Raw genomic sequence first — 22,592 nt, 5'->3', positions numbered from 1 at the left:
AATGCCTGTGGGCCGTGCCCGGTGGCCTGGGCCGCGATGCAGGCCGCCGACCCCGGCCGCTACCCCGACCCGACGTATGCGGCCCTGCGCCGGGATCTGGCCCGTTTCCACGGTGTGGACCCGGCCCGCCTGGTCTTCGTGGCCAGCGCCAGCGAGGCCATCGTGCGCCTCACCGCCTGGGCCGTGCGCCTGGGGTGCCGCACCGTGGCCGTCCCCACCCACGCCTACGGCGACTACGCCCATGCCGCCGCGGCCTGGGGCTTGTCGCCGTCGGTCCTGGGGGCCGAGGCCGATCTCTGCTGGCTCTGCGACCCCTCCAGTCCCCTGGGCCAGGGCCTGGACCTGGCCGGCGCACCGCGCGGCACCCGCCTCACCGTGCTCGACCGGGCCTACGCCCCCTTGCGCCTGACGCCCGGCACCCCTGCACCAGCGGCCACGCTCGACACCGTCTGGCAGATGTGGACCCCGAACAAGGCCCTGGGCCTGACCGGGGTGCGCGGCGCCTACCTGATCGCTCCCGCCGGGGCCGAAGGCGAGGCCGCCGCGTTGGAGCGCCTCGGCCCGTCCTGGCCTCTGGGCGCCCACGCGGTGGCCATGCTCCAGGCCTGGAGCGGCGCCGCCGCGCAGCAGTGGCTGGCCGCGTCGTTGGACACTCTGCGCGAGTGGACCGGTACCTTGCGCCGCAGCCTGGGCGACCAGGGCTGGCACTGCCTGCCCAGCGACGCCAACTTCTTCTGTGCCCGCCCCCCGCAGCCGCTGGCCCCGGCGGTTCTGGCCGCCCATGGCGTGCAGCTGCGCGACGCCACTTCCTTCGGCCTGCCCGGTCACTGGCGCCTGGGCGTGCTGTCCCCGCCCGCACAGGCAGCCTTGCTGTCCGCCTGCCAGGCCGCCACCGGCACGCCTGCCAGCGCCGACATGACCGCGCCGCAGGCCCCTTCCATTCCCACACCCCACGCATGACCGCCACCTGCCTCATGGTGCTCGGCACCACCAGCGGCGCCGGCAAAAGCTGGCTCACCACCGCTCTGTGCCGCCACTACGCCCGCCAGGGCCTTCGGGTCGCGCCCTTCAAGGCGCAGAACATGAGCAACAACGCCCGCGTCGTCGCCGGCCCCGGTGGGCGCTGGGGCGAAATCGGCTCGGCCCAGTATTTCCAGGCCCTGGCCGCCCGGGCCGTGCCCGAGGTGCGCATGAACCCCGTCCTGCTCAAGCCCGAGGCCGACACCCGCAGCCAGGTCGTGCTGCTGGGCGAAGTCGACCGCGCGCTGACCGACATGCCCTGGCGCGGCCGCAGCGAGCGCGTCTGGCCGCACGTGGCCCAGGCGCTGGACGCCCTGCGCGCCGAGCACGACCTGGTGGTGATCGAAGGCGCCGGCTCGCCCGCCGAAATCAACCTGCACGCCAGCGACATCGTCAACATGCGCGTCGCCCGCCACGCCGACGCGCGCTGCCTGCTGGTCACCGACATCGACCGCGGCGGTGCCTTCGCCCACCTCTACGGCACCTGGGCGCTGCTGCCGCCCGAGGAGCGGGCGCTGATCCAGGGTTTCGTGCTCAACAAGTTCCGTGGCGATGCCAGCCTGCTGGCCCCGGCGCCCCAGATGCTCCAGGATCTGACCGGTGTGCCCACCGTGGCCACCTTGCCCATGCGCTGGCACCACGGCCTGCCCGAAGAGGACGGCGTGTTCGACGACCGCACCCACGCCCCGGGCGCGGTGCGCCTGACCGTCGCCGTGCTGGCCTACCCGCGCATCAGCAACCTCGACGAATTCCAGCCCCTGAAGAACGTGCCCGGCGTGCGCCTGGTGTGGGCGCGCAGCCCGGCCGACGTGGCCGGCGCCGACTGGATCGTGCTGCCCGGCAGCAAGCACACCAGCGCCGACCTGGCCTGGCTGCGCCAGCAGGGCCTGGACCAGGCCGTGGCGGCACACGCGGCGCAGGGCAGGGCGGTGCTGGGCATTTGCGGCGGCCTGCAGATGCTGGGCGAAGCGCTGGTGGACCCGCAGGGCATCGAGTCCCTGACCGAAGGCAATACCCCCGGCCTGGGCCTGCTGCCGCTGGTCACCGCCTTCGAGGCGCGCAAAACCGTGCAGCCCACCACCGCCCGCTTCAGCGGTGTGCAAGGCCCCTGGGCCGCGCTCGACGGCGTGGCCGTGAGCGGCTACGAAATCCACCACGGCCAGACCGCGCCACACCCCGCCATGCTGGCTGCCGGCGCCCAGGCCCGGCCGGTGCTGGGCGCCAGCGCCCCGCTGGGCTGGCAGAACGCCGCCGGCAATGTGCTCGGCCTGTACCTGCACGGCCTGTTCGAAGACCCGCAGGCCCTGGCCACCCTGTTCGGTCAGGCCACGCCCACCCTGGACGGCGTGTTTGACACACTGGCCGACTTCATCCAAGACCACTTCGCCCCCGGCGTGCTCGACCGCCTGGCCCAACCCTGACCACCGACCGCCCTCATGTCCCTGCCCACCGTGGAACCCTTGCACCAGCCCGCCCTGGCGACCGAGTTGCAAGGCCTCATCGACCAAAAAACCAAACCCCTCGGCGCCCTGGGCCGGCTGGAAACCCTGGCCCACACCCTGGGCCTGATCCTGGGCAGCACCGCGCCGGTGCTGCGCGAGCCGCAGATGGTGGTCTTCGCCGGCGACCACGGCCTGGCCGCGCGCGGCGTGTCGGCCTACCCGAGCGACGTCACCTGGCAGATGGTGGAAAACTTCCTCGCCGGTGGCGCCGCCGTCAGCGTGCTGGCGCGCCAGCACGGCATCGGCCTGACGGTGGTGGACTGCGGCGTGCGCCACGACTTTGCCCCGCGCTCCGGCCTGCGTTTGTGCAAGGTGGCGCCTGGCACCGCCGACGCCAGCGCCAGCCCGGCCATGAGCGCCGAGCAATGCCAGCAGGCCCTGGCCCACGGCGTGGCCCTGGTGCGCGACTTGCCCGGCAACGCCTTGCTGCTGGGTGAAATGGGCATCGGCAACACCTCGTCCGCGTCCCTGATCATGGCGCGCCTCCTGGGGCTGGACATCGCCGACTGCACAGGCGCCGGCACCGGCCTGGACGCCGCAGCGGTGCAGCGCAAGACCGCCATCCTGCGCGAGGTGCTGGCGCACCACCCCGGTGTGCACGATCCGCTGGCGGTCCTGGCCGCTTTCGGCGGCTTCGAGATTGCCACCATGGTCGGGGCGGTGCTGCAGGCCGCGCAGGAGCGGCGTGTGGTGGTGGTCGACGGTTTCATCACCGCCGCCGCCGTGCTGGTGGCCAGCCGCCTGGCGCCGGCCGTGCTGGAACGCTGCGTGTTCAGCCACCGCTCGGGCGAGCGCGGCCACGCCCTGCTGCTGGCCCACCTGCGCGCCGAGCCGCTGCTCGACCTGGGCCTGCGCCTGGGCGAAGGTTCGGGCGCCGCGCTGGCCTGGCCGCTGCTGGTGTCGGCCTGCGCCATCCTGCGCGACATGGCCAGCTTCGCCTCGGCCGGCGTGTCCGCGCGCGAGTCGGCCGAGCGCTCCACGGACTGAGTTCCCACCCCACCCGCCACACGGCCCGCCGCCCGCCCGCGGCGCGGTGGCAGGCGCGCGCCTGCTCCAAATTGGATCGCGGGTGTTCCGTAAGGGGGCCGTCAGGGCCCAGTCAGTGGGTCGTCAGTGCAGCAATTGACAATGAAAGCGTGTGTCATTGACACATTACAGCAACCCACCCACCTTGAGAGGAGACGCTCCATGAGTGATCCCGTCGTCGAACGGATTCTGAAAAATCCCAAATACCAGGAACTGCAGACCAAGCGCAACGGCTTCGGTTGGTTCCTGGCGATCCTGATGCTGGTCGTTTACTACGGCTACATCGCCCTGATCGCTTTCAACAAGCCCTTCCTGGCCCAGCCCCTGGGCGCGGGCGTGACCTCGATCGGCATCCCCATCGGTTTTGGCGTGATCGTGTTCACCATCGTCATCACCGGCATCTATGTGCGCCGCGCCAACAGCGAATTCGACGCCCTGACCAAAGAAATCCTGAAGGACGCCACCAAATGATGCATTCCCTTCGCAACAGCCTGACCGCGCTGCTGGCCCTGCTGGCCGCCGGTGCCGCTCTCGCCGCCGGTGGCGACGTGGGTGAGGCCGCCAAGCAGGCCACCAACTGGACCGCCATCGTGATGTTCGGCGCGTTCGTCGCCGGCACGCTCTACATCACCAAGTGGGCCGCGGCCAAAACCAAGTCGGCCGCCGACTTCTACACCGGCGGTGGTGGCATCACCGGTTTCCAGAACGGCTTGGCCATCGCCGGCGACTACATGTCCGCCGCGTCCTTCCTGGGTATTTCCGCGGCCGTCATGGCCAACGGTTACGACGGCCTGATCTATTCGATCGGCTTCCTGGTCGGCTGGCCCGTCATCACCTTCCTGATGGCCGAACGACTGCGCAACCTCGGCAAGTTCACCTTCGCCGACGTGGCCGGCTACCGCTTCCAGCAGACCCCGATCCGCGCCTTCGCGGCCTCGGGCACGCTGGTCGTGGTCGCGTTCTACCTGATCGCCCAAATGGTCGGCGCCGGCCAGCTCATCAAGCTGCTGTTCGGTCTGGACTACATGTACGCCGTCATCATCGTCGGCGCGCTGATGATGATCTACGTGCTGTTCGGCGGCATGACCGCCACCACCTGGGTGCAGATCATCAAGGCCGTGCTGCTGCTGTCGGGCGTCACCTTCATGGCCATCATGGTGTTGTCCGAGTTCGGCTTCAGCCCCGAGGCGCTGTTCGCCAAAGGCGTGGAAGTGAAGACGGCCATTGCCGCCAACGCCGGCAAGACGCCGGAAGAGGCCGCGGCCGCGGGCCTGTCCATCATGGGTCCGGGCGGTTTCATCAAGGACCCGATCTCCGCCATCTCCTTCGGCATGGCGCTGATGTTCGGCACCGCCGGTCTGCCCCACATCCTGATGCGCTTCTTCACCGTGCCCGACGCGAAGGAAGCCCGCAAATCCGTGTTCTGGGCCACCACCTGGATCGGTTACTTCTACGTGCTGATCTTCATCATCGGCTTCGGCGCCATCACCCTGGTGCTGACCAACCCCGAGTACGCCGACACCGCCAAGGGCATCATCCACGGCGGCGCGGGCACGGCCAACATGGCCGCGGTGCTGGTGGCCAAGGCCGTCGGCGGCAACGTGTTCTACGGCTTCATCTCGGCTGTGGCCTTCGCCACCATCCTGGCCGTGGTGGCCGGCCTGACGCTCTCGGGCGCCTCTGCCGTGTCGCACGACCTGTACGCCACCGTGATCAAGAAGGGCAAGGCCGACAGCGCTTCCGAGCTGAAGGTGTCGCGCATGACCACCCTGGCCCTGGGCGTGATCGCCGTGGTCCTGGGCATCGCCTTCGAGAAGCAGAACATCGCCTTCATGGTGTCGCTGGCCTTCGCGATCGCCGCGTCCGCCAACTTCCCGGTGCTGTTCCTGTCCATGCTGTGGAAGGGTTGCACCACCAAGGGTGCCGTGATCGGTGGCTTCCTGGGCCTGGCTTCTTCCGTGGCACTGACCATCGTGTCGCCGTCCGTGTGGGAAGCCACCCTGGGCAACCCCAAGGGTTCCGCCTGGTTCCCGTACAGCTCGCCGGCCCTGTTCTCCATGACCATCGGCTTTGTGGGCGTGTGGCTGTTCTCCATCCTGGACAGCAGCAAGCAAGCCCAGGCCGAGCGCGAAGCCTTCATCACCCAGAAGGTGCGTTCCGAAACCGGTCTGGGGGCCGCGGGCGCTTCGGGGCACTGAGTCCCGTTCCCCACAAGTCTGCGGGCAGGCGCCCGCAGACCCCTACTCAGCTGGCCGGGCATTTGTCCGGCCAGTTTTTTTGTGCCGCAGGCCTGTCCCCAGCCGGCGTATGATCGTTCCAGACAGACCGAGCCCGGAGATGGGATGAAAACAGCCTTCATGTCGGACCTCCACGCCAACCGGCAGGCGCTGGAGGCCTGTCTGGCACACGCCCAGGCCCAAGGTGTGCAGCGTCACGCTTTCCTGGGGGATCTCGTGGGCTACGGCGGCGATCCGGTCTGGACCGTGGACACGCTGATCTCCCTCCAGGCCCAGGGAGCACTGGTGCTGCGCGGCAACCACGACGACATGGCGGTGGCACCGCCCACCGAGCGCACGCACGCCGGGGCCAGTACCGCGGCCTGGACCCACGACCAGCTCCACGCGGACCACCGTGCGTTTCTGGCGGGTCTGCCGCTGCTGCTGCAAGAGGGGCCGGTGCTGATGGTCCACGCCAGTGCAGAGCGCCCTCCGCAGTGGGTCTACGTGGACGACGAGCGCAGCGCCGACCGCTGCCTTGCCGCGGCCGAGGGCATGGGGGCCCGCCAAGTGTTCGTCGGGCACGTCCACCGCCAGCGCCTTTACTACCCCGGCACGGGTCGGCAGCTCATGTGTTTCACCCCGACGGCGGACGTGGGCATCCCCCTGCCGGCACACCGGCCCTGCGTCGTTACCGTCGGCTCGGTGGGGCAGCCACGCGACGGCGACCCGCGGGCGATGTACGCGGTGCACGACAGCCACACCCACCGCCTCACCTTCCACCGCGTGCCCTACGACATTCACGCGGCGGCCGACACCATTCGGCGTGCCGGTTTGCCGGCCTTTCTGGCCGACCGGCTGGAGGTCGGGCAGTGAAGCTGCTGGAGCCGGGCCATGTGATCGACGGCTTCGTCGTCCGCGAATGCCTGCACGCCGGGGGCATGGCCCACATCTACCGCGTCGATCTGGCCGACGCCGATGGCGGACGGCGCACGCCCGGCTTCGAGATGGTGATGAAAATCCCACGCATGACCGCGGGCGACGGTTCGGAAACCATCGTCAGCTTCGAGGTCGAGGCCCAGATCCTGCCGGCCCTCACCGGGCCCCATGTGCCCCGCTTTGTGGCGGCGGGGGACCTTCAGCAACTGCCCTACCTGGTGATGGAATACGTCCCGGGGCACACCTTGGCGCACTGGCTCGAAGGCCCGACACCGATCGCCTCCGAATTGATCGCCCGGCTGGGCGCCGGACTGGCCCGTGCTGTGCACAGCCTGCACCAGCAGAACGTCTGCCACCTGGATCTGAAGCCCGCCAACGTCTTGTACCGGACCGGGCCAGATCCGCAAGCGCCGGGCGAGGTCGTGCTGATCGACTTCGGCCTGTCCTGCCACGCCCATTTCCCCGATCTGCTGGCCGAAGAACTGCGGCAGGCGGTCGGTTCCCCCATCTGGATCGCGCCCGAGCAGGTGGTGGGCATACGTGGCGATCCGCGCAGCGACATCTTCGCCATCGGCGTCATGCTCTACCAGTTGACCACGGGGGACACCCCGTTCGGTGAACCCCGCACCCGGGGTGGGCTACGCCAGCGCCTGTGGATGGACCCTGTGCCGCCGCGCCGCCGCCGACCCGACGTGCCCGCCTGGCTGCAGGAGGTCATCCTCCGGTGCCTGGAGCCCGAGGCCGAGCGGCGCTATCCTTCGGCCGCCCACCTGGCGTTCGACCTCAGCCACCATGACCAGATCGCCGTCACCGAGCGTGGCCGCGACACCCGCGGCACCCGGTTCCGCGAACACCTGCGGCGTTGGTTCAAAGCCGCGGGCATGCATTACCAGCCCAGCCCATTGCCGCAGCGGCAGATCAGCGAAGTCCCGATCGTGATGGCGGCGGTGCCCCACCACGACGTGAGCGATGCCACCCTGTACTCGTTGCGGCAGGCGGTCCAGCGCAGCCTGGGGCAACTACCGGGTGCACGGCTGGCCGTGGTGACGGTGATCTCGCCGGGTTCCACCAGCAGCACCGACAGCGAGCGCAGCGAAACCAGCGCCCAGCGCCGCTACCTGGGCATGTTGCGGACCTGGGCCCAGCCCCTGGAGCTGGGGCCCCACCGGGTGTCTTTCCACGTGCTGGAATCGGGCGACGTGGCCTCGGCCCTGCTGGCTTACGCCGGCGGCAACCACGTGAGCTTGATCGTGATGGGGGCCGCCACCCACGGCCTGCAGTTGCAGCATTTCGTGGCCACGGTGCCCACCAAGGTGGCCATGCACGCTCCCTGTTCGGTCCTGCTCGTCAAGGCCAGTCTGCCCTTTCAATGGTTGGGCGCTCCTGCCGCAGAGGTGCCGCGCCCGCCCCATTGACGAAAAAAGCGCAGGCCCCGCTGGCTCGGGGGCTGCGCCTTTGGGGGTAGGGGGATCCCGATCAGGGCTTCTGCGCGGGCGCCGGGGCTGCGGCAGGTGCTTCCGCCGCCGCCGGGGCTGCGGCAGGCTTCTCCGCCTCGTGCGTCGTTTCCGTGCCGTGCTTTTCACCGCTCATGTCGAGGTTGTCACCACCTTTCATGATCACAAACAGGGACAGGGCTGCAAAAGCAATGAAAGCGGCAACAATTTTCCACATGGTCTTTCTCCGAGAGGGTTGATTCAATCAAAGGCCCTCGGGGAGGGCCTTTGATTGAATGCAGGGGCTGAGCCCCTGCAAACGGTCCACCGAGCGATCAGTCTTCGGCGTAGATGTCCACGTCCTTGGTTTCACGCACGAACAACAGGCCGATCACGAAGGTCGCCGCGGCGATCACGATCGGGTACCACAGACCGTAGTACATGTTGCCGTTCTGGGCCACCATCGCGAAGGCGATCGTGGGCATCAGACCACCGAACCAGCCGTTGCCGATGTGGTAGGGCAGCGACATGGAGGTGTAGCGGATCCGGGTCGGGAACATTTCCACCAGCATGGCCGCGATCGGGCCGTACACCATGGTCACGTAGATCACCAGGATGGTCAGGATGACGATGATGGTCACCTTGTCGACCTTGGCTGGGTCGGCCTTGTCCGGGTAGCCAGCTTCCTTCAGCGCGCCCTTGACTTCCTTCTTGAAGGCGTCGATGGCGGCCTTGGAGGCGTCGTCGAACTTGCTGTTCACCACCACACCAACGGGAGCGGCGATGGTCTTCTCACCGATGGTCACGGTGGCGGGGCCGGCGGCCGGTGCGGTCACGTTGTCGTAGCTCACCGAGTTCTGGGCCAGGAAGCGCTTGGCGATGTCGCACGACTTGGTGAAGTCGATCTCACGCGCCACCGGGTTGCCCTGGAAAGAACAATCGCCGGCAGAGGCGGTCACGGTCACCTTGGCCTTGGCCTGGGCTTCGGCCAGATCGGGGTTGCCGGCTTTGGTCAGGGCGTTGAACAGCGGGAAGTAGGTCAGGCAAGCCAGCAGCAGGCCCGCCAAAATGATGGGCTTGCGGCCAATCTTGTCGGACAGCGAACCGAACACCACGAAGAACGGGGTGCCGATGATCAGGGAGGCGGCCACCAGCAGGTTGGCGGTGGAGCTGTCGACCTTCAGCACGCTGGTCAGGAAGAACAGCGCGTAGAACTGGCCCGAGTACCACACCACGGCCTGACCGGCCACCAGACCGAACAGGGCGAGCAGCACGATCTTCAGGTTTTTCCACTGGCCGAAGGACTCGGTCAGCGGGGCCTTCGAGGTCTTGCCTTCTTCCTTCATCTTCTTGAAGGCGGGTGATTCGTTCATCGTCAAGCGGATGTAGACGGAGATGCCCAGCATCACGATCGACACGATGAACGGCACACGCCAGCCCCAGTCGGCGAAGGCGGCTTCGCCCACGATGGTGCGGGTGCTCAGGATCACGATCAGCGACAGGAACAGGCCCAGGGTCGCGGTCGTCTGGATCCAGGCGGTGTAGGCACCGCGCTTGCCGTGCGGGGCGTGTTCGGCCACGTACGTGGCGGCACCGCCGTACTCACCGCCCAGCGCCAGACCCTGCAGCATGCGCAGCAGGATCAGGATGATGGGCGCGGCCACGCCGATGCTGGCGTAGGTCGGCAGGATGCCCACGATGAAGGTCGAGCCGCCCATGATCAGGATGGTGACCAGGAAGGTGTACTTGCGGCCAATCATGTCGCCCAGACGGCCGAAGACCAGCGCGCCGAACGGACGCACGATGAAGCCCGCGGCGAAGGCCAGCAGGGCGAAAATGAAGGCGGATGTCGGGTCCAGGCCGGCGAAGAACTGTTTGGCGATGATCGCGGCGAGCGAGCCATACAGGTAAAAGTCGTACCACTCGAAAACGGTGCCTAGCGAAGAAGCGAAGATGACTTTCTTCTCTTCTCCGGTCATCGGCCGGGGTGCGGCATGGGCCATGGACGGGTCTCCTAAAGTTATTGGGATGACATCTTGGAATTCCAGGATGGCACGGCGACTATCAGAAGTGACGCTGACCATCGTCTGACACTTTTCTAACAGAAACTTACATGACGACAGAAATTTCGCTGCAATCTATCAATTCATACTTTTTTGTGCGGAATATGCTGCATATCCCCGCCCTGAGGGCCCCTTGTTTACGGGTTTGTCCTGAGGCAAAATTGACCACGGGTTGAACAACGGTGAGTGGGGTTTTATGCGGGTTCGGTGCGTGCAAGGGGCGGCAGCCGGTCTGGTGGCCGCTTTGTTCGCGGGCCATGCGTGGGCCGCGGACCCGGGTTTGGGCGATTTGCCCGATTGGACCGAAGAGGCCCCCGTCATTTCGCGGCTGATCGAAGACGGCCATGCGGCGCAGATCGCCCGCGACCCGCTGCGGGCGGCGGCCCGTTTCTGTGCGGCGGCCCGTTTCGGCAGCGCCGAGGCCCAGTACCGTTTGGGGCGCCTGTTCGTCGAACGCAAGGACCTGGAGGGCCGCCTCCAAGGCCGCACCATGTTGGCCATGGCGGCGCAGTTCGGCCACGAAAAGGCCCGCCTGCTGCTGCGCGACGAACCCTCTCCCGACCGCTTGCCCGACTGCCTGCTCACCGGCCAGGCCCCCGCTTTCGAGGTGGACCCGCTGGTGGAGCCGGCCGTGCCCGCCGAGGTGGTGGAACGCTACATGCTCGCCCTGCCTCGGGACAAGCGCCTGCACGCGCAGCTGATCCAGCGTCTGGCCCCCCGGTTTGATGTGGACTACCGCTTGGCCTTGGCCATCGCCCGGGCCGAGTCCAATCTGGACCCGGGTGCCGTTTCGCCCAAGAACGCCCAGGGCCTGATGCAGCTCATTCCCGACACGGCCGCCCGTTTCGGGGTACGCAACCCCTTCGACCCGGAGCAGAACGTGCGCGGTGGTTTGGCCTACCTGCGCTGGCTGCTCAACCGCTTCAATGGCAGTGTGGCGCTGGCTTCGGCCGCCTACAACGCCGGCGAGGGCGCGGTGGACCGCCACGGCGGCGTTCCCCCCTTCGCCGAAACCCGCGAGTACGTGCAGCGCATCCTGCACTTCTACCGCTCGCCGGTGCACGCCCGCCCCGGCGCCTTGTGAGGCTCACTCCAGGTTCAGGTCCTGGCGGATGATGGTGGCGATCTCCTCGATCGACTTGGTGGTGGTCGAGAGCGTGCGGATGCCGGCGCGCCGCATCATGGCCTCGGCCTCGTTCACCTCGTAGCGGCAGTTCTGGATGCTGGCGTAGCGCGAATGGGGTTTGCGCTCGTTGCGGATCTCGCTCAGGCGTTCCGGCTGGATGGTCAGGCCGAACAGCTTATTCTTGAACGGCACCAGCGCCGGGGGCAGCTGACGGCGTTCAAAGTCCTCGGGAATGAGCGGGTAGTTCGACGCCTTCAGCCCGAACTGCATCGCCAGGTAGAGCGAGGTCGGCGTCTTGCCGCTGCGGCTCACCCCCACCAGGATCACGTCCGACTGCTCCAGGTTCTCGTGGGTCTGGCCGTCGTCGTGCTCCAGGGTGAAGTTGATGGCTTCGATGCGGTCGTGGTATTCCTGACTTTTCGACACGTCGGAAAACCGGCCCACCCGGTGGTTGGATTTGATGCCCAGTTCGTGCTCCAGCGGCGAGATGAAGGTGCCGAACATGTCGATCAGCATGCCCTTGCACTCGGCGCGCAGCACCGCCAGCACCTCCATGTTCACCACCGTGGTGAACACCAGCGGGCGCGTGCCGTCCACCTCGGCGGCGTGGTTGATCTGCCGCACCGCCTGGTAGGCCCGGTCGGCATCGTCCACAAAAGGCAGGCGCACCCGTTTGGGGGCGATTTCGAACTGCGCCAGGATGGCTTTGGCAAAGGTTTCGGCGGTGATGCCGGTGCCGTCGGAAATGAAGAAAGCGGTGCGGTGGGGCATCGTGAAAATTTCTCAAACGTGGCGCCGACGCGGCAGGCCGCGCTGACGCCGAAAAGCCGAGGTCCTACAATGCGCCATTATCCAGATTCAGCACCTGGCCACTGGCCGCTGCCCACAACAGAACAAGCATGTGGCGGCACGGGCGGGGTGCGACCCGGTTTTTTAACCTTGGAGCTTTCTCATGTCTCAACTGTTCAGTCCGACCGCCCTGGTCGTGCCGTTCGAACAACTTCGCATGGCCGACGTCGAGTCGGTCGGTGGCAAAAACGCCAGTCTGGGGGAGATGATTTCCCAATTGCCGCAAGGCGTGCGCGTGCCCACGGGCTTTGCCACCACGGCCCACGCCTTCCGTGAGTTCCTCAAGGCCGACGGCCTGGACGAGCGCATCCACGCCAAGCTGTCCGCCCTCGACACCGAGGACGTGCGCGCCCTGGCCGAAGTCGGCGCCGAGATCCGCGCCATGGTCGAGGCCCAGCCCTTCCCGGCCGATCTGGAGCAGGCCATCCGCGCCGGCTACGACACCCTGAACGCCGGCAGCGCCACCGCCACCTACGCGGTGCGTTCCTCCGCCACCGCCGAAGACCTGCCCGACGCGTCCTTCGCCGGCCAGCAGGAAACCTTCCTGAACGTGCACGGCATTGAAGAAGTGCTGCACAAGATCAAGGAAGTGTTCGCCAGCCTGTACAACGACCGCGCCATCAGCTACCGCGTGCACAAGGGCTTCACCCACGCCGAGGTGGCGCTCTCTGCGGGCATCCAGCGCATGGTCCGTTCCGACCTGGGCGCCGCCGGCGTGATGTTCACCATCGACACCGAAAGCGGTTTTGAAGACGTGGTCTTCATCACCAGCAGCTATGGCCTGGGCGAGACCGTGGTGCAGGGCGCCGTCAACCCCGACGAGTTCTACGTCCACAAGCCCATGCTGAAGGCCGGCAAGCAGGCGCTGATCCGCCGCAACCTGGGCAGCAAGCTGATCGAGATGGTGTTCAGCACCCCAGAAGAAAAAGCCGCCACCAAGAAGCTGGTGAAAACCGTGGACGTGCCGGTGGAACTGCGCAACCGCTACAGCCTGACCGACGCCGACGTGCTGGAACTGGCCCGCTACGCCCTGGTGATCGAGCAGCACTACGGCCGCCCGATGGACATCGAATGGGGCAAGGACGGCAACGACGGCCAGCTCTACATCCTGCAGGCCCGCCCCGAAACCGTGAAGAGCCAGGCCGCTGGCCAGGTGGAAATGCGCTACAAGCTCAAGGGCCAGGGCGCGGTGCTGGCCTCGGGCCGCGCCATCGGTCAGAAGATCGGCACCGGCCCGGTGCGGCTGGTGCACAACATTGCCGAGATGGACAAGGTGCAGCCCGGCGATGTGCTGGTCACCGACATGACCGACCCCAACTGGGAACCGGTGATGAAGCGCGCCAGCGCCATCGTCACCAACCGCGGCGGGCGCACCTGCCACGCCGCCATCATCGCGCGCGAGCTGGGCATCCCGGCCGTGGTGGGTTGTGGCGACGCCACCGACAAGCTCAAGGATGGCACCCTGGTGACCGTGAGCTGCGCGGAAGGCGACACCGGCAACATCTACGACGGCCTGCTGGAAACCGAAGTGACCGAGGTCCAGCGTGGCGCCATGCCGCCGATCGACGTCAAGATCATGATGAACGTGGGCAACCCGCAGTTGGCCTTCGACTTCGCGCAGATTCCCAACGGCGGCGTCGGCCTGGCGCGGCTGGAATTCATCATCAACAACAACATCGGCGTGCACCCCAAGGCCATCCTGGACTACCCGCAGGTGGACCCGGACCTGAAAAAGGCGGTGGAATCGGTGGCCCGTGGCCACGCCAGCCCGCGCGCCTTCTACGTGGACAAGGTGGCCGAAGGCGTGGCGACCATCGCCGCGGCCTTCTGGCCCAAGCCGGTGATCGTGCGCCTGAGCGACTTCAAGAGCAACGAGTACCGCAAACTGGTGGGCGGCAGCCGCTACGAGCCCGACGAGGAAAACCCGATGCTGGGTTTCCGCGGCGCGGCGCGCTACATCAGCGAAGACTTTGGCGAAGCCTTTGCCATGGAGTGCGAAGCCATCAAGCGCGTGCGCGAGGACATGGGCCTGACCAACGTGCAGGTGATGGTGCCCTTCGTGCGCACCCTCAAGCAGGCCGAGCGGGTGGTGGACCTGCTGGCCAAGTTCGGCTTGAAGCGCGGCGAGAACGAGCTCAAGCTGATCATGATGTGCGAGATCCCGAGCAACGCCATCCTGGCCAAGCAGTACCTGCAGTTCTTCGACGGCTTCTCGATCGGCTCGAACGACCTGACCCAGCTCACCCTGGGCCTGGACCGCGACTCCGGCCTGGAACTGCTGGCGCACGATTTCGACGAGCGCGACCCGGCCGTCACTGCCTTGATCAGCCAGGCGATCCAGGCCTGCCGTGCCGAAGGCAAGTACATCGGCATCTGCGGCCAGGGCCCCAGCGACCACCCCGACTTCGCCCAGTGGCTCAAGGACGAGGGCATCAGCTCCATCTCCCTGAACCCGGACAGCGTGGTGGACACCTGGCAGCAGCTGGCCGCCCGTTGACCGGCGCCTTTGAGCTGCCGCTTGCAAAAAGGCCCCTCGGGGCCTTTTTGTTTTGGCGATACCGTGTCTGCGGGTAAGCCCAAGGTAAGCGCCTTCGGGGCACAATGGGGGCGTGCCCGTGGCCGCGTGTAGGTACTTTGAGGAGACGCACCATGAACCAGACACTGGTGTCGCAACGCCTGCTGGCCCTGTGCTTTGCCAGCGGGGTGCTGTTCAATTTCCCGCTCATCGCCTTGTGGGACCAGTCGGTGCGTTGGTTCGGCGTGCCCCTGTTTCCGCTGGCCCTGTTCCTGCTGTGGGGCGGGCTGATCGCGGGCCTGGCCTGGATCGTCGAGCAGGCGCCAGACTGAGGGCCTCACGCTCAAGCCGATATGTCCCCGCTGCTGGTCCTCGTTGCGTCCTTCGCCTACCTGTTGACGCTGTTTGCCGTGGCTTCTTATGGCGATTGGCGGGCGGCCCAGGGGCGCTCCATCATCGCCAGTTCCTGGGTGTATGCGCTGTCGATGGCGGTGTACTGCACCGCCTGGACCTACTTTGGCAGCGTGGGGCGGGCGGCCAGTTCCGGCATCTGGTTTTTGCCCACCTACCTGGGGCCCATGCTGGCCATGACCCTGGCCTGGCTGGTGGTGCGCAAGATGGTGCGCATCGCCAAGACCTACCGCATCACCTCGATCGCCGACTTCATCTCCAGCCGCTACGGCCAGAGCCCGGAGCTGGCCGGGCTGGTCACGCTGATCACCGTGGTCGGCATCGTGCCCTACATGGCCCTGCAGCTCAAGGGCATTGCCGTGGCATACGCGGTGCTCACCACCCCGCTTGGGGTCGACTTCGACACCGCCCGACCCTGGTGGCAGGACAGCACCCTGTACCTGGCGCTGGCGCTGGCCGGTTTCACCATGGTGTTCGGTGCGCGCCACCTGGACAGCACCGAGCGCCACGAGGGCATGGTGGCGGCCATCGCCTTCGAGTCGGTGGTCAAGCTGCTGGCCTTCCTGGCGGTGGGGGTCTTCGTGGCCCACGGCCTGTTCCAGGGCGTGGGCGATATCTTCGACCGGGCCCTGGCCCGGCCGGAACTGGCCCGGCTGTTGCGTCTGGGCGGCGACCAGCCCTTCGCGTACGCGCAGTGGTTCAGCATGATTCTGCTGGCCATGTGCTCGGTGCTGCTGCTGCCGCGGCAGTTCCAGGTCATGGTGGTGGAAAACGTGGACGAACGCCACCTCAAGCGTGCCGCCTGGGTCTTCCCCTTGTACCTGCTGCTGATCAACCTGTTCGTGCTGCCGATCGCCCTGGGCGGTCTGCTGCACTTCGGGCCGGGCACGGTGAACCCGGAAACCTTCGTCCTGACCCTGCCGCTGTCGCAAGGGCAGGGCGGGCTGGCCTTGCTGGCCTTCATTGGCGGGTTGTCGGCGGCCACGGGCATGGTGGTGGTGGAAGCGATTGCGGTGTCCACCATGGTCTGCAACGACCTGGTGATGCCGGTGCTGCTGCGCACCCAGCGCTGGATGCACGCCCAGGGCTGCGACCTCACCCGCCTGCTGCTGGGCATCCGCCGCGCGGCCATCTTGCTGCTGCTCTTGCTGGGCTACCTGTACTACCACCTGGCCGGCGAGGCCTATGCCCTGGTCAGCATCGGGCTCATCAGCTTTGCCGCGGTGGCGCAGTTCGCCCCGGCCCTGTTCGGCGGCATGTACTGGAAGGGAGGCACGCGCCCGGGTGCCATGAGCGGGCTGCTGCTGGGCTTCGCTGTCTGGGCCTACACGCTGATGCTGCCGTCCCTGGCCAAGTCGGGCTGGATGCCAGACGGTTTTCTGCAGGAAGGGCTGTTCGGCGTGGGGCTGCTCAAGCCCGAGCAGTTCCTGGGCTTGCAGGGGCTGGACAACCTGACGCACTCGCTGTTCTGGAGCCTCCTGCTCAACGCCGGGGCCTACATCGCCGTGTCGCTGTGGCGGCTGCCGTCGGCGCGCGAGGCGAGCCAGGCCCAGCTCTTTGTGGACGTGTTCGAGCGGACCGACCAGGCCCACCCGGTGTTCTGGCGCGGCCAGGCCAGTGTCAGCGAGTTGCTGCCCCTGGCGGCCCGGTTTCTGGGCAGCGACCGCGCCCAGGCCAGTTTCGAGCGGTACGCCCGCCAGCAGGGCCTGGAGCGGGTGGAGCAGCTGCAGGCCGACGCCCGCCTGGTGCAGTTCGTCGAAACCCTGCTGGCCGGGGCCATCGGCAGTGCCTCGGCCCGGGTGATGGTGGCTTCGGTCGTCAAGGAGGATTCGCTCAACCTCGACGACGTGATGCGCATCCTGGACGAAACCAAGCGCCTGCGCCTGCATTCCCGGGCGCTGGAGGACAAATCGCGCTCGCTGGAACGGGCCACGGCCGAGTTGCGCGCCGCCAACGAGCAGCTCAAGAGCCTGGACAGCCTCAAGGACGACTTCATGTCCTCGGTGACGCACGAGTTGCGCACGCCCCTGACCTCGATCCGGGCCCTGAGCGAACTCATGCGCGACGATCCCGCCATGGAAGCGGAGCAGCGCCAGCAGTTCCTGGGCATCGTGGTGGCCGAGACCGAGCGCCTGAGCCGCCTGGTCAACCAGGTGCTGGACATGGCCAAGATCGAGTCCGGCCACGCCGAATGGCTCAGCGCCGAGCTGGACCTGGCCGCTCTGGTGCGGCAATCGGTGCAGACCACGGCCGAGCTGCTGCGCGAGAAGGGCGTGCAGGCCGAGTTGGCGCTGCCCGACGCCCCGGTCACCCTCCGGGCCGATGCCGACCGCCTGACCCAGGTGATGCTCAACCTCATTTCCAACGCGGCCAAGTTCGTGCCCGCCGGCCACGGTCGGGTGTGGGTGCGCCTGACGGCCGACGCCCTGGGGGCCACGGTGGAGGTGCAAGACAACGGTCCGGGCGTCCCCGGCGAGCAGCAGCAACTGGTGTTCGAGAAATTCCGCCAGGGCGGCGACAGCCTGAACCGTCCCCAGGGCACCGGCCTGGGCCTGCCCATCAGCCGCCAGATCGTGGAACATTTCGGTGGACGCATGTGGTTGCGTTCGCCGCCGGGGCAGGGGGCCTGCTTCGGCTTCTTCCTGCCGTTCGAACCCCCCGCGGCCCCCGATCCGGGGCCGCCCATCCCTGGAGACCGTGCATGAGCGCCACGCTGCTGATCGCCGACGACGAACCGAACATCCTGATTTCGCTGGAGTTCCTGATGAAGCGCGAGGGCTACCAGGTCCGGCTGGCGCGCGACGGTCAGGAGGCGCTGGACGCCATCCTGGCGCACCGCCCGGACCTGGTGCTGCTGGACGTGATGATGCCGCGCAAGACCGGCTTCGATGTGTGCCAGGAGGTGCGCGCCAACGACCAGGTCAAGGACACGCGCATCCTCATGCTCACCGCCAAGGGCCGCGACACCGACGTGGCCAAGGGCCTGGCCCTGGGCGTGAACGCCTACATGACCAAGCCGTTTTCCACCAAGGAACTGGTGGACAAGGTGCGCGAACTGCTGGAGCCCCAGGGGTGAGTGCCGCGCAAACCACCGACCGCCGCCTGTGGTGGCTGCTCGGTGCGGCCGCGCTGCTGTCGCTGCTCTGGCTGGGGGCCACGGCCGGGCTGGTCGCGCTCGTGCTGGGCCCGCCCGAACGGGCCGCTCTCCTGCCCCTGCTGGACGGCCGGCTGTGGCCGGTGGGGCTGGCCTGGGCTGTGGGCATGGTTGGCATCGCCTGGGGCCTGCAGCGCTGGTTCGCCCACTGGATCACGCCGTCGGTGCAACTGGCCGAAGAGGCCCAGGTGCTGCTGGCCACCGATGTGGTGCGGGAACTGCCGCCCAAGGGCAGCCCCGAAACCCGCGCCCTGGCCGGGCTGGTCAACCAGTTGGTGGCCCAGCGCGAAACGCTGCGCCAGCAGATGGACGCCAAAGTGCGCGAGGCGGCCCAGGGCATCGAGCAGGAAAAATCGCGCCTCGCCGCCCTGATGTCGGAACTCACCCAGAGCGTGGTGGTGTGCAACCTGGACGGCCGCATCCTGCTCTACAACCAGCGGGCGCGGTTGCAGTTCCGGGCCCTGTCGGCGGCGCCGCGCCTGGCCGATGGCGCCGAACTCATCGGCCTGGGGCGCTCCATCTACGCCGTGTTTGACCGCCAGTTGGTGGCGCACGCGCTGGACAGCGTCCAGCAGCGCCTGCGCCGGGGCGCGGCCAGCCCCTCGGCCCAGTTCGTCACCGCCACCCGTGCCGGTCAGTTGCTGCGGGTGCAGATGGCCCCGGTGCGTCAGGTGCCGGAGGCGCTCGAAACGCCGGCCGGTGCCCCAGCCCTGTCCGGCTTTGTGCTGATGCTCGACAACATCACCCGCGACTTTGAGGAGGAGTCCGCCCGCGACCGTTTGCTGTTCGGGTTGACCGAGGGCAGCCGCTCGTCCCTGGCCAATCTGCAGGCGGCGGTGGACGTGCTCGACTACCCCGACCTGGAGCCGGCCATGCGCGAACGCTTCCTGGGCGTGGTGCGCGACGAGGTGCGGGCCATGGGCATGCGCCTGCAGCAGCTGGTGGCCGACACGGCCGACGGATTCAAGACGCGCTGGCCGATGGAGGACATGCTCGGCGCCGACCTGCTGGGGGCGGCCTCGCAGCGCATCACCGAGGCGACGGGTTTGCCCATCCCGCCGGCCGAGGTCGATGCGGCCTTGTGGCTGCGGGTCGAGAGCTTTTCCCTGATGCAGGCGCTGGTGTACCTGGCCGCGCGCCTGCAGGACGAATTCGGCGTGCGCGGGGTGAGCTTGCGCCTGCAGACCGGCGGCGAGGACCGGCACCAGGCCTGGCTCGACTTGGTCTGGAGCGGTCAGGCCATGAGCACCGAAACCGTCATGGGCTGGGAACTGGACCCGATGCGCATCGGGTCCGAGGTCTTGCCCTTGTCGGTGCGCGACGTGGTCGAACGCCACGCCGGCGCCTTCTGGTTCGAGCGCGACCGGGTCCGTCAGCAGGCTTTTTTCCGCTTCCTGCTGCCCACCGCGCAAGCCCAGGAGCCCATGGACACGGCCCAGTACGTGCACAACGACAGCCGGCCCGAGTACTACGACTTCGACCTGTTCCGCGTCTCGGCGCGCAGTCAGGCGCTGGAGGACACGCCCCTGACAGCCCTGGCCTACACCGTGTTCGACACCGAAACCACCGGTCTCAACCCCTCGCAGGGTGACGAGATCCTGCAGATCGGGGCCACCCGCATCGTCAACGGCAAGCTGCTGCGGCACGAAGGTTTCGAGCAACTGGTGCACCCCGGGCGCGACATCCCGGCCGCCTCCATCCCGATCCACGGCATCACGCCCGAGATGGTGCGCGGCCAGCCCGACATCCTGGAGGTTTTGCCGGCCTTTCATGCTTTCGCCCAGGACACGGTGCTGGTGGCGCACAACGCCGCCTTCGACATGCGCTTCCTGCAGCTCAAGGAACGGGTCTCCGGCCTGGTGTTCGACCAGCCGGTGCTCGACACCCTGCTGCTGTCGGCGGTGGTCCATCCGCAGCAGGACTCGCACCGCCTGGAGGCCATCGCCGCGCGCTTCAACGTCACCGTCATCGGCCGGCACACCGCCATGGGCGATGCCATGGTCACGGCCGAGGTGTTTCTCAAACTCATCCCGCTGCTGGCGGAAAAAGGCATCCACACCCTGGGCCAGGCCCGGGCCGCGGCCGAACGCACCTACTACGCCCGACTCAAGTACTGAGCGGGGCGTGTGTCCCGTGCCGCGGTCTCAACGCCCGCTCGGGTAGCGGGTGGCCAAGACCGATTGCAGGCTTTTGACCACACTGAACGCGTCTTTCAGGTGCTTGCGTTCGAGGTGGGACAGTTCTTCCGGGTGCAGGTGGTTGTCGGCCGCGTGCCCGTCGGACATGCGGCGGGCCTGGTGCTGGATGCGCAGCGTGCTCAGCAGTTCGAGCGCGTCGAGCAGGTCGCGCACCCGTTCTGCGCTGATCTCCCCGCTGGCCTCGGCGTGCTCCAGCCGGTCGCGCGTGTTCACCGCGGGCGAGCCCGCCGCCAGGGCGTACACCCGTGCCAGGTCGATGATGGGCACGATGCCGGTGTGCTTGAGGTCCACCGTGCCCCCGTGTTCCCCGCCTTTGATCAGCGTGAGGTTGCCCAGCCAGCTCAGCGGGGGCTGGTGCATCAGGGCATTGCCGACCATGTGCACCAGGAAAATGCGTTCGGCCTGACAGCGGCGCAGCACCTCGGCGCGCAGGGTGTCCAGCAGGGCCAGTTGGCCGTAGACGAAGCGCTGGTCGAAGAACACGCAGGTCAGCATCAGCGCCGTCGGGTCGGGCTGGTCGATCCAGCCGTGGAAGTATTCGCGCCAGCGTTGCAGCGGCTGGCGCCACTGGTCGGTCATGGCCATCATCTCGCCGGGGCAGTAGACGTAGCCGCAGGCGTTCAGGCCGTCGCAGACGAAGCGCGACAGCTCGCGAAAGTAGTCGCCGTGTCGGGCCGCGTCGTAGGCATCGTCCAGGATCATGCAGTTGTCCTGGTCCGACTTGGCGGTCTGTTCGTTGCGCCCCTGTGAGCCCGCCGCCACCCAGGCGTAGTCCACCGGCGCCGGCCCGAGCTGGAGTTCGCCCAGTTGCAGCAGGCGCGAGGTCAGCGCGTCGGTGATGGCCGAGACGATGTGCCCGGTGCTGTGGGCGCTGGCCCCGGCCGCGGCCAGGTGCTGCTGCAGCTGCTTGATGCGGCCGCTGGTCTCCACCAGCCCTGCCACCGTGGTCTGTTTGTAAATGGCGCCGGCCAGGTACACCGCCGAGTTGCTTTGCTGCTCGGTCAGGTCGGTGCTGGTGACCATGCCGGCCACCTGGCCCTGGTCCATCACCGGCACATGGTGGATGTTGTGCCGCGCCATCAGCAGCAGCGCGTCGAAGGCGTGGCTGTGCAGGTCGATGGTCATGGGCGCCAGCGTGGCGATTTCCACGATCGGCCGCGCCGTGTCCAGCCCTTCGGCGATGACGCGGTTGCGCAGGTCGCGGTCGGTGATCAGGCCGAACAGCACGCCTTCTTGCACGATCAGCACCGACGACACCCGCTGTTCGCGCATGACCCGTGCTGCCTGCTGGATGGGGGTGTGCGGCGGCAGCGTCACCGGGGGGCGCCGCACCAGGGTGTGCACCGGGGTGGTGATCAGGTTGACGTGGTTGTCGACGCTGCGGGGCGGGGTCGGGTCGGACATGGGGTGGGTGCGGACAGCCGGTAATATTCCATGCTACACGTGCCGCGCGGGTTCGGGTTTGTCCGGTGTCAAGGTCGGGCCGATCGGGCGCCCGGGTGGTTAAGCTTGCTGGCACGTCCTGTCGCCCTTCCTTGTTCCATGCTTTTGCTTGTCACCGCCGTCAAACTGCTGGCCGAAATCGCGCTCCTGGCCTTGCTGGGACGCTGGGTGCTGGGGGCCTGGGTGCAGCGACTGAGCCCCGGGACGGGGCGCCACAACGTCTTCGTCTGGGTGTTCGACACCCTGTGCCGCCCACTGCTGCGGGGGGCGGCGTGGATCTCACCGCGCTGGGTGTTGCGCGCGCACCTGTCGCTGGTCGCCTTCTGTGTGCTGCTGCTGGTGTGGATGGCCGCGACCGTGGCCAAGATTGCCCTGTGCCTGGACCTGGGGGTGCAGGCGTGCCGTTGACCGTGTCCTGGGGTGCGGTGGGGGCGCGGTGCCCTGATGCCCGTCCGGCTTCGCGCTGGCGGCGTTGGGCTTGGCATGGCTGGGGCCTGCTGGCGCGGGTGCTGGGTTGGTCGGCGGGGGCCACGCAAGGCTTCTGGCGTGCGGCCTGCGCCCGTCCGGGCGATGCGGCCGTTCTGGCCTCCCTGGCCCATCAGCGGGCCGAGGCCGGGCGTTGCACCGCGGCCCTGAGCTGGCAGCGCGCTGCCGTGGCCGCGGCCCCGGACGTGGCGGCTTACCGCTACAACCTGGC

The 22,592-nt window shown here is 67.8% G+C and carries 18 protein-coding genes and 1 pseudogene; 15 read left to right on the top strand and 4 right to left on the bottom strand.

Going from position 1 to position 22,592, the window contains the following annotated elements; translation table 11 throughout:
- The 7 genes from CON77_RS01820 to CON77_RS01790 form a co-directional block, all read left to right on the top strand.
- The coding region (locus tag CON77_RS01820) for an aminotransferase class I/II-fold pyridoxal phosphate-dependent enzyme (protein ID WP_101047251.1) at nucleotides 1-960 on the top strand (960 nt) is incomplete at its 5' end.
- Entirely contained in the window at nucleotides 957-2,441 is a 1,485-nt protein-coding gene (locus CON77_RS01815; RefSeq protein ID WP_101047249.1) for a cobyric acid synthase, read from the top strand. The genes CON77_RS01820 and CON77_RS01815, both read left to right, overlap by 4 nt.
- A 15-nt stretch (nucleotides 2,442-2,456) precedes the next feature.
- The gene (gene cobT, locus CON77_RS01810) at nucleotides 2,457-3,509 is read left to right on the top strand and encodes a nicotinate-nucleotide--dimethylbenzimidazole phosphoribosyltransferase (RefSeq protein ID WP_101047247.1); all 1,053 of its coding nucleotides are present in this window, start codon (nucleotides 2,457-2,459) and stop codon (nucleotides 3,507-3,509) included.
- A 201-nt stretch (nucleotides 3,510-3,710) separates the two neighbouring features.
- Complete coding sequence (locus CON77_RS01805; protein WP_101047245.1) at nucleotides 3,711-4,019, top strand: DUF485 domain-containing protein; 309 nt, start codon at nucleotides 3,711-3,713, stop codon at nucleotides 4,017-4,019.
- On the top strand, nucleotides 4,016-5,746 hold the full coding sequence (locus tag CON77_RS01800; RefSeq protein WP_101047243.1) for a cation acetate symporter: 1,731 nt from the start codon (nucleotides 4,016-4,018) through the stop codon (nucleotides 5,744-5,746). Before CON77_RS01805 ends, CON77_RS01800 begins: the two co-directional genes overlap by 4 nt.
- A 144-nt stretch (nucleotides 5,747-5,890) precedes the next feature.
- A complete protein-coding gene (locus tag CON77_RS01795) occupies nucleotides 5,891-6,640 on the top strand; it encodes a metallophosphoesterase family protein (RefSeq protein ID WP_101047241.1) in 750 nt (249 codons plus the stop codon).
- Entirely contained in the window at nucleotides 6,637-8,118 is a 1,482-nt protein-coding gene (locus CON77_RS01790) for a serine/threonine protein kinase (protein WP_101047239.1), read from the top strand. Before CON77_RS01795 ends, CON77_RS01790 begins: the two co-directional genes overlap by 4 nt.
- A 61-nt stretch (nucleotides 8,119-8,179) precedes the next feature.
- On the opposite strand, the gene CON77_RS01785 is transcribed toward CON77_RS01790, so the two are convergent.
- Complete coding sequence (locus CON77_RS01785; RefSeq protein WP_101047237.1) at nucleotides 8,180-8,374, bottom strand: hypothetical protein; 195 nt, start codon at nucleotides 8,372-8,374, stop codon at nucleotides 8,180-8,182.
- Between the two features lie 97 nt (nucleotides 8,375-8,471).
- The gene (locus CON77_RS01780) at nucleotides 8,472-10,139 is read right to left on the bottom strand and encodes an MFS transporter (RefSeq protein ID WP_232788367.1); all 1,668 of its coding nucleotides are present in this window, start codon (nucleotides 10,137-10,139) and stop codon (nucleotides 8,472-8,474) included.
- Between the two features lie 340 nt (nucleotides 10,140-10,479).
- Between CON77_RS01780 and CON77_RS01775 the strand changes: the two genes are divergently transcribed.
- Complete coding sequence (locus CON77_RS01775) at nucleotides 10,480-11,283, top strand: lytic transglycosylase domain-containing protein (RefSeq protein ID WP_232788366.1); 804 nt, start codon at nucleotides 10,480-10,482, stop codon at nucleotides 11,281-11,283.
- A gap of 3 nt (nucleotides 11,284-11,286) precedes the next feature.
- On the opposite strand, the gene ppsR is transcribed toward CON77_RS01775, so the two are convergent.
- Nucleotides 11,287-12,096 (bottom strand): posphoenolpyruvate synthetase regulatory kinase/phosphorylase PpsR, encoded by an 810-nt coding sequence (ppsR, locus tag CON77_RS01770; protein WP_101047231.1) that lies wholly within the window; start codon nucleotides 12,094-12,096, stop codon nucleotides 11,287-11,289.
- A gap of 181 nt (nucleotides 12,097-12,277) precedes the next feature.
- Here ppsR and ppsA point away from each other — a divergent pair, with 181 nt between their 5' ends.
- From ppsA to CON77_RS01745, 5 genes are all read left to right on the top strand, one after another.
- Entirely contained in the window at nucleotides 12,278-14,671 is a 2,394-nt protein-coding gene (gene ppsA / locus CON77_RS01765; RefSeq protein ID WP_101047229.1) for a phosphoenolpyruvate synthase, read from the top strand.
- Nucleotides 14,672-14,823: 152 nt separating this feature from the next.
- Nucleotides 14,824-15,021, top strand: coding sequence for a hypothetical protein (locus CON77_RS01760; RefSeq protein WP_101047227.1), 198 nt, complete (start codon nucleotides 14,824-14,826; stop codon nucleotides 15,019-15,021).
- 21 nt (nucleotides 15,022-15,042) lie between these two features.
- Complete coding sequence (locus CON77_RS01755; RefSeq protein WP_101047225.1) at nucleotides 15,043-17,805, top strand: sensor histidine kinase; 2,763 nt, start codon at nucleotides 15,043-15,045, stop codon at nucleotides 17,803-17,805.
- Nucleotides 17,802-18,176: a response regulator transcription factor gene (locus CON77_RS01750; RefSeq protein ID WP_101047223.1), complete on the top strand. Its 375-nt coding sequence runs from the start codon at nucleotides 17,802-17,804 to the stop codon at nucleotides 18,174-18,176. Before CON77_RS01755 ends, CON77_RS01750 begins: the two co-directional genes overlap by 4 nt.
- Entirely contained in the window at nucleotides 18,173-20,371 is a 2,199-nt protein-coding gene (locus CON77_RS01745) for a 3'-5' exonuclease (protein WP_101047221.1), read from the top strand. The genes CON77_RS01750 and CON77_RS01745 overlap by 4 nt, the downstream gene beginning before the upstream one ends.
- Nucleotides 20,372-20,398: 27 nt before the next feature.
- Here CON77_RS01745 and CON77_RS01740 read toward each other — a convergent pair whose 3' ends face one another.
- Nucleotides 20,399-21,856: a putative nucleotidyltransferase substrate binding domain-containing protein gene (locus CON77_RS01740; protein ID WP_101047220.1), complete on the bottom strand. Its 1,458-nt coding sequence runs from the start codon at nucleotides 21,854-21,856 to the stop codon at nucleotides 20,399-20,401.
- Nucleotides 21,857-21,994: 138 nt separating this feature from the next.
- Between CON77_RS01740 and CON77_RS01735 the strand changes: the two genes are divergently transcribed.
- A complete protein-coding gene (locus CON77_RS01735) occupies nucleotides 21,995-22,303 on the top strand; it encodes a hypothetical protein (protein ID WP_101047218.1) in 309 nt (102 codons plus the stop codon).
- A pseudogene (locus tag CON77_RS15070) lies at nucleotides 22,294-22,592 on the top strand (hypothetical protein); the annotation flags it as partial. The gene CON77_RS01735 and the pseudogene CON77_RS15070, both read left to right, overlap by 10 nt.

The organism is Macromonas nakdongensis (genome assembly GCF_002837145.1).
GTDB classification, from domain to species: Bacteria; Pseudomonadota; Gammaproteobacteria; order Burkholderiales; family Burkholderiaceae_C; genus Macromonas_B; species Macromonas_B nakdongensis.
This window is presented reverse-complemented; position numbering and strand designations above follow the sequence as displayed.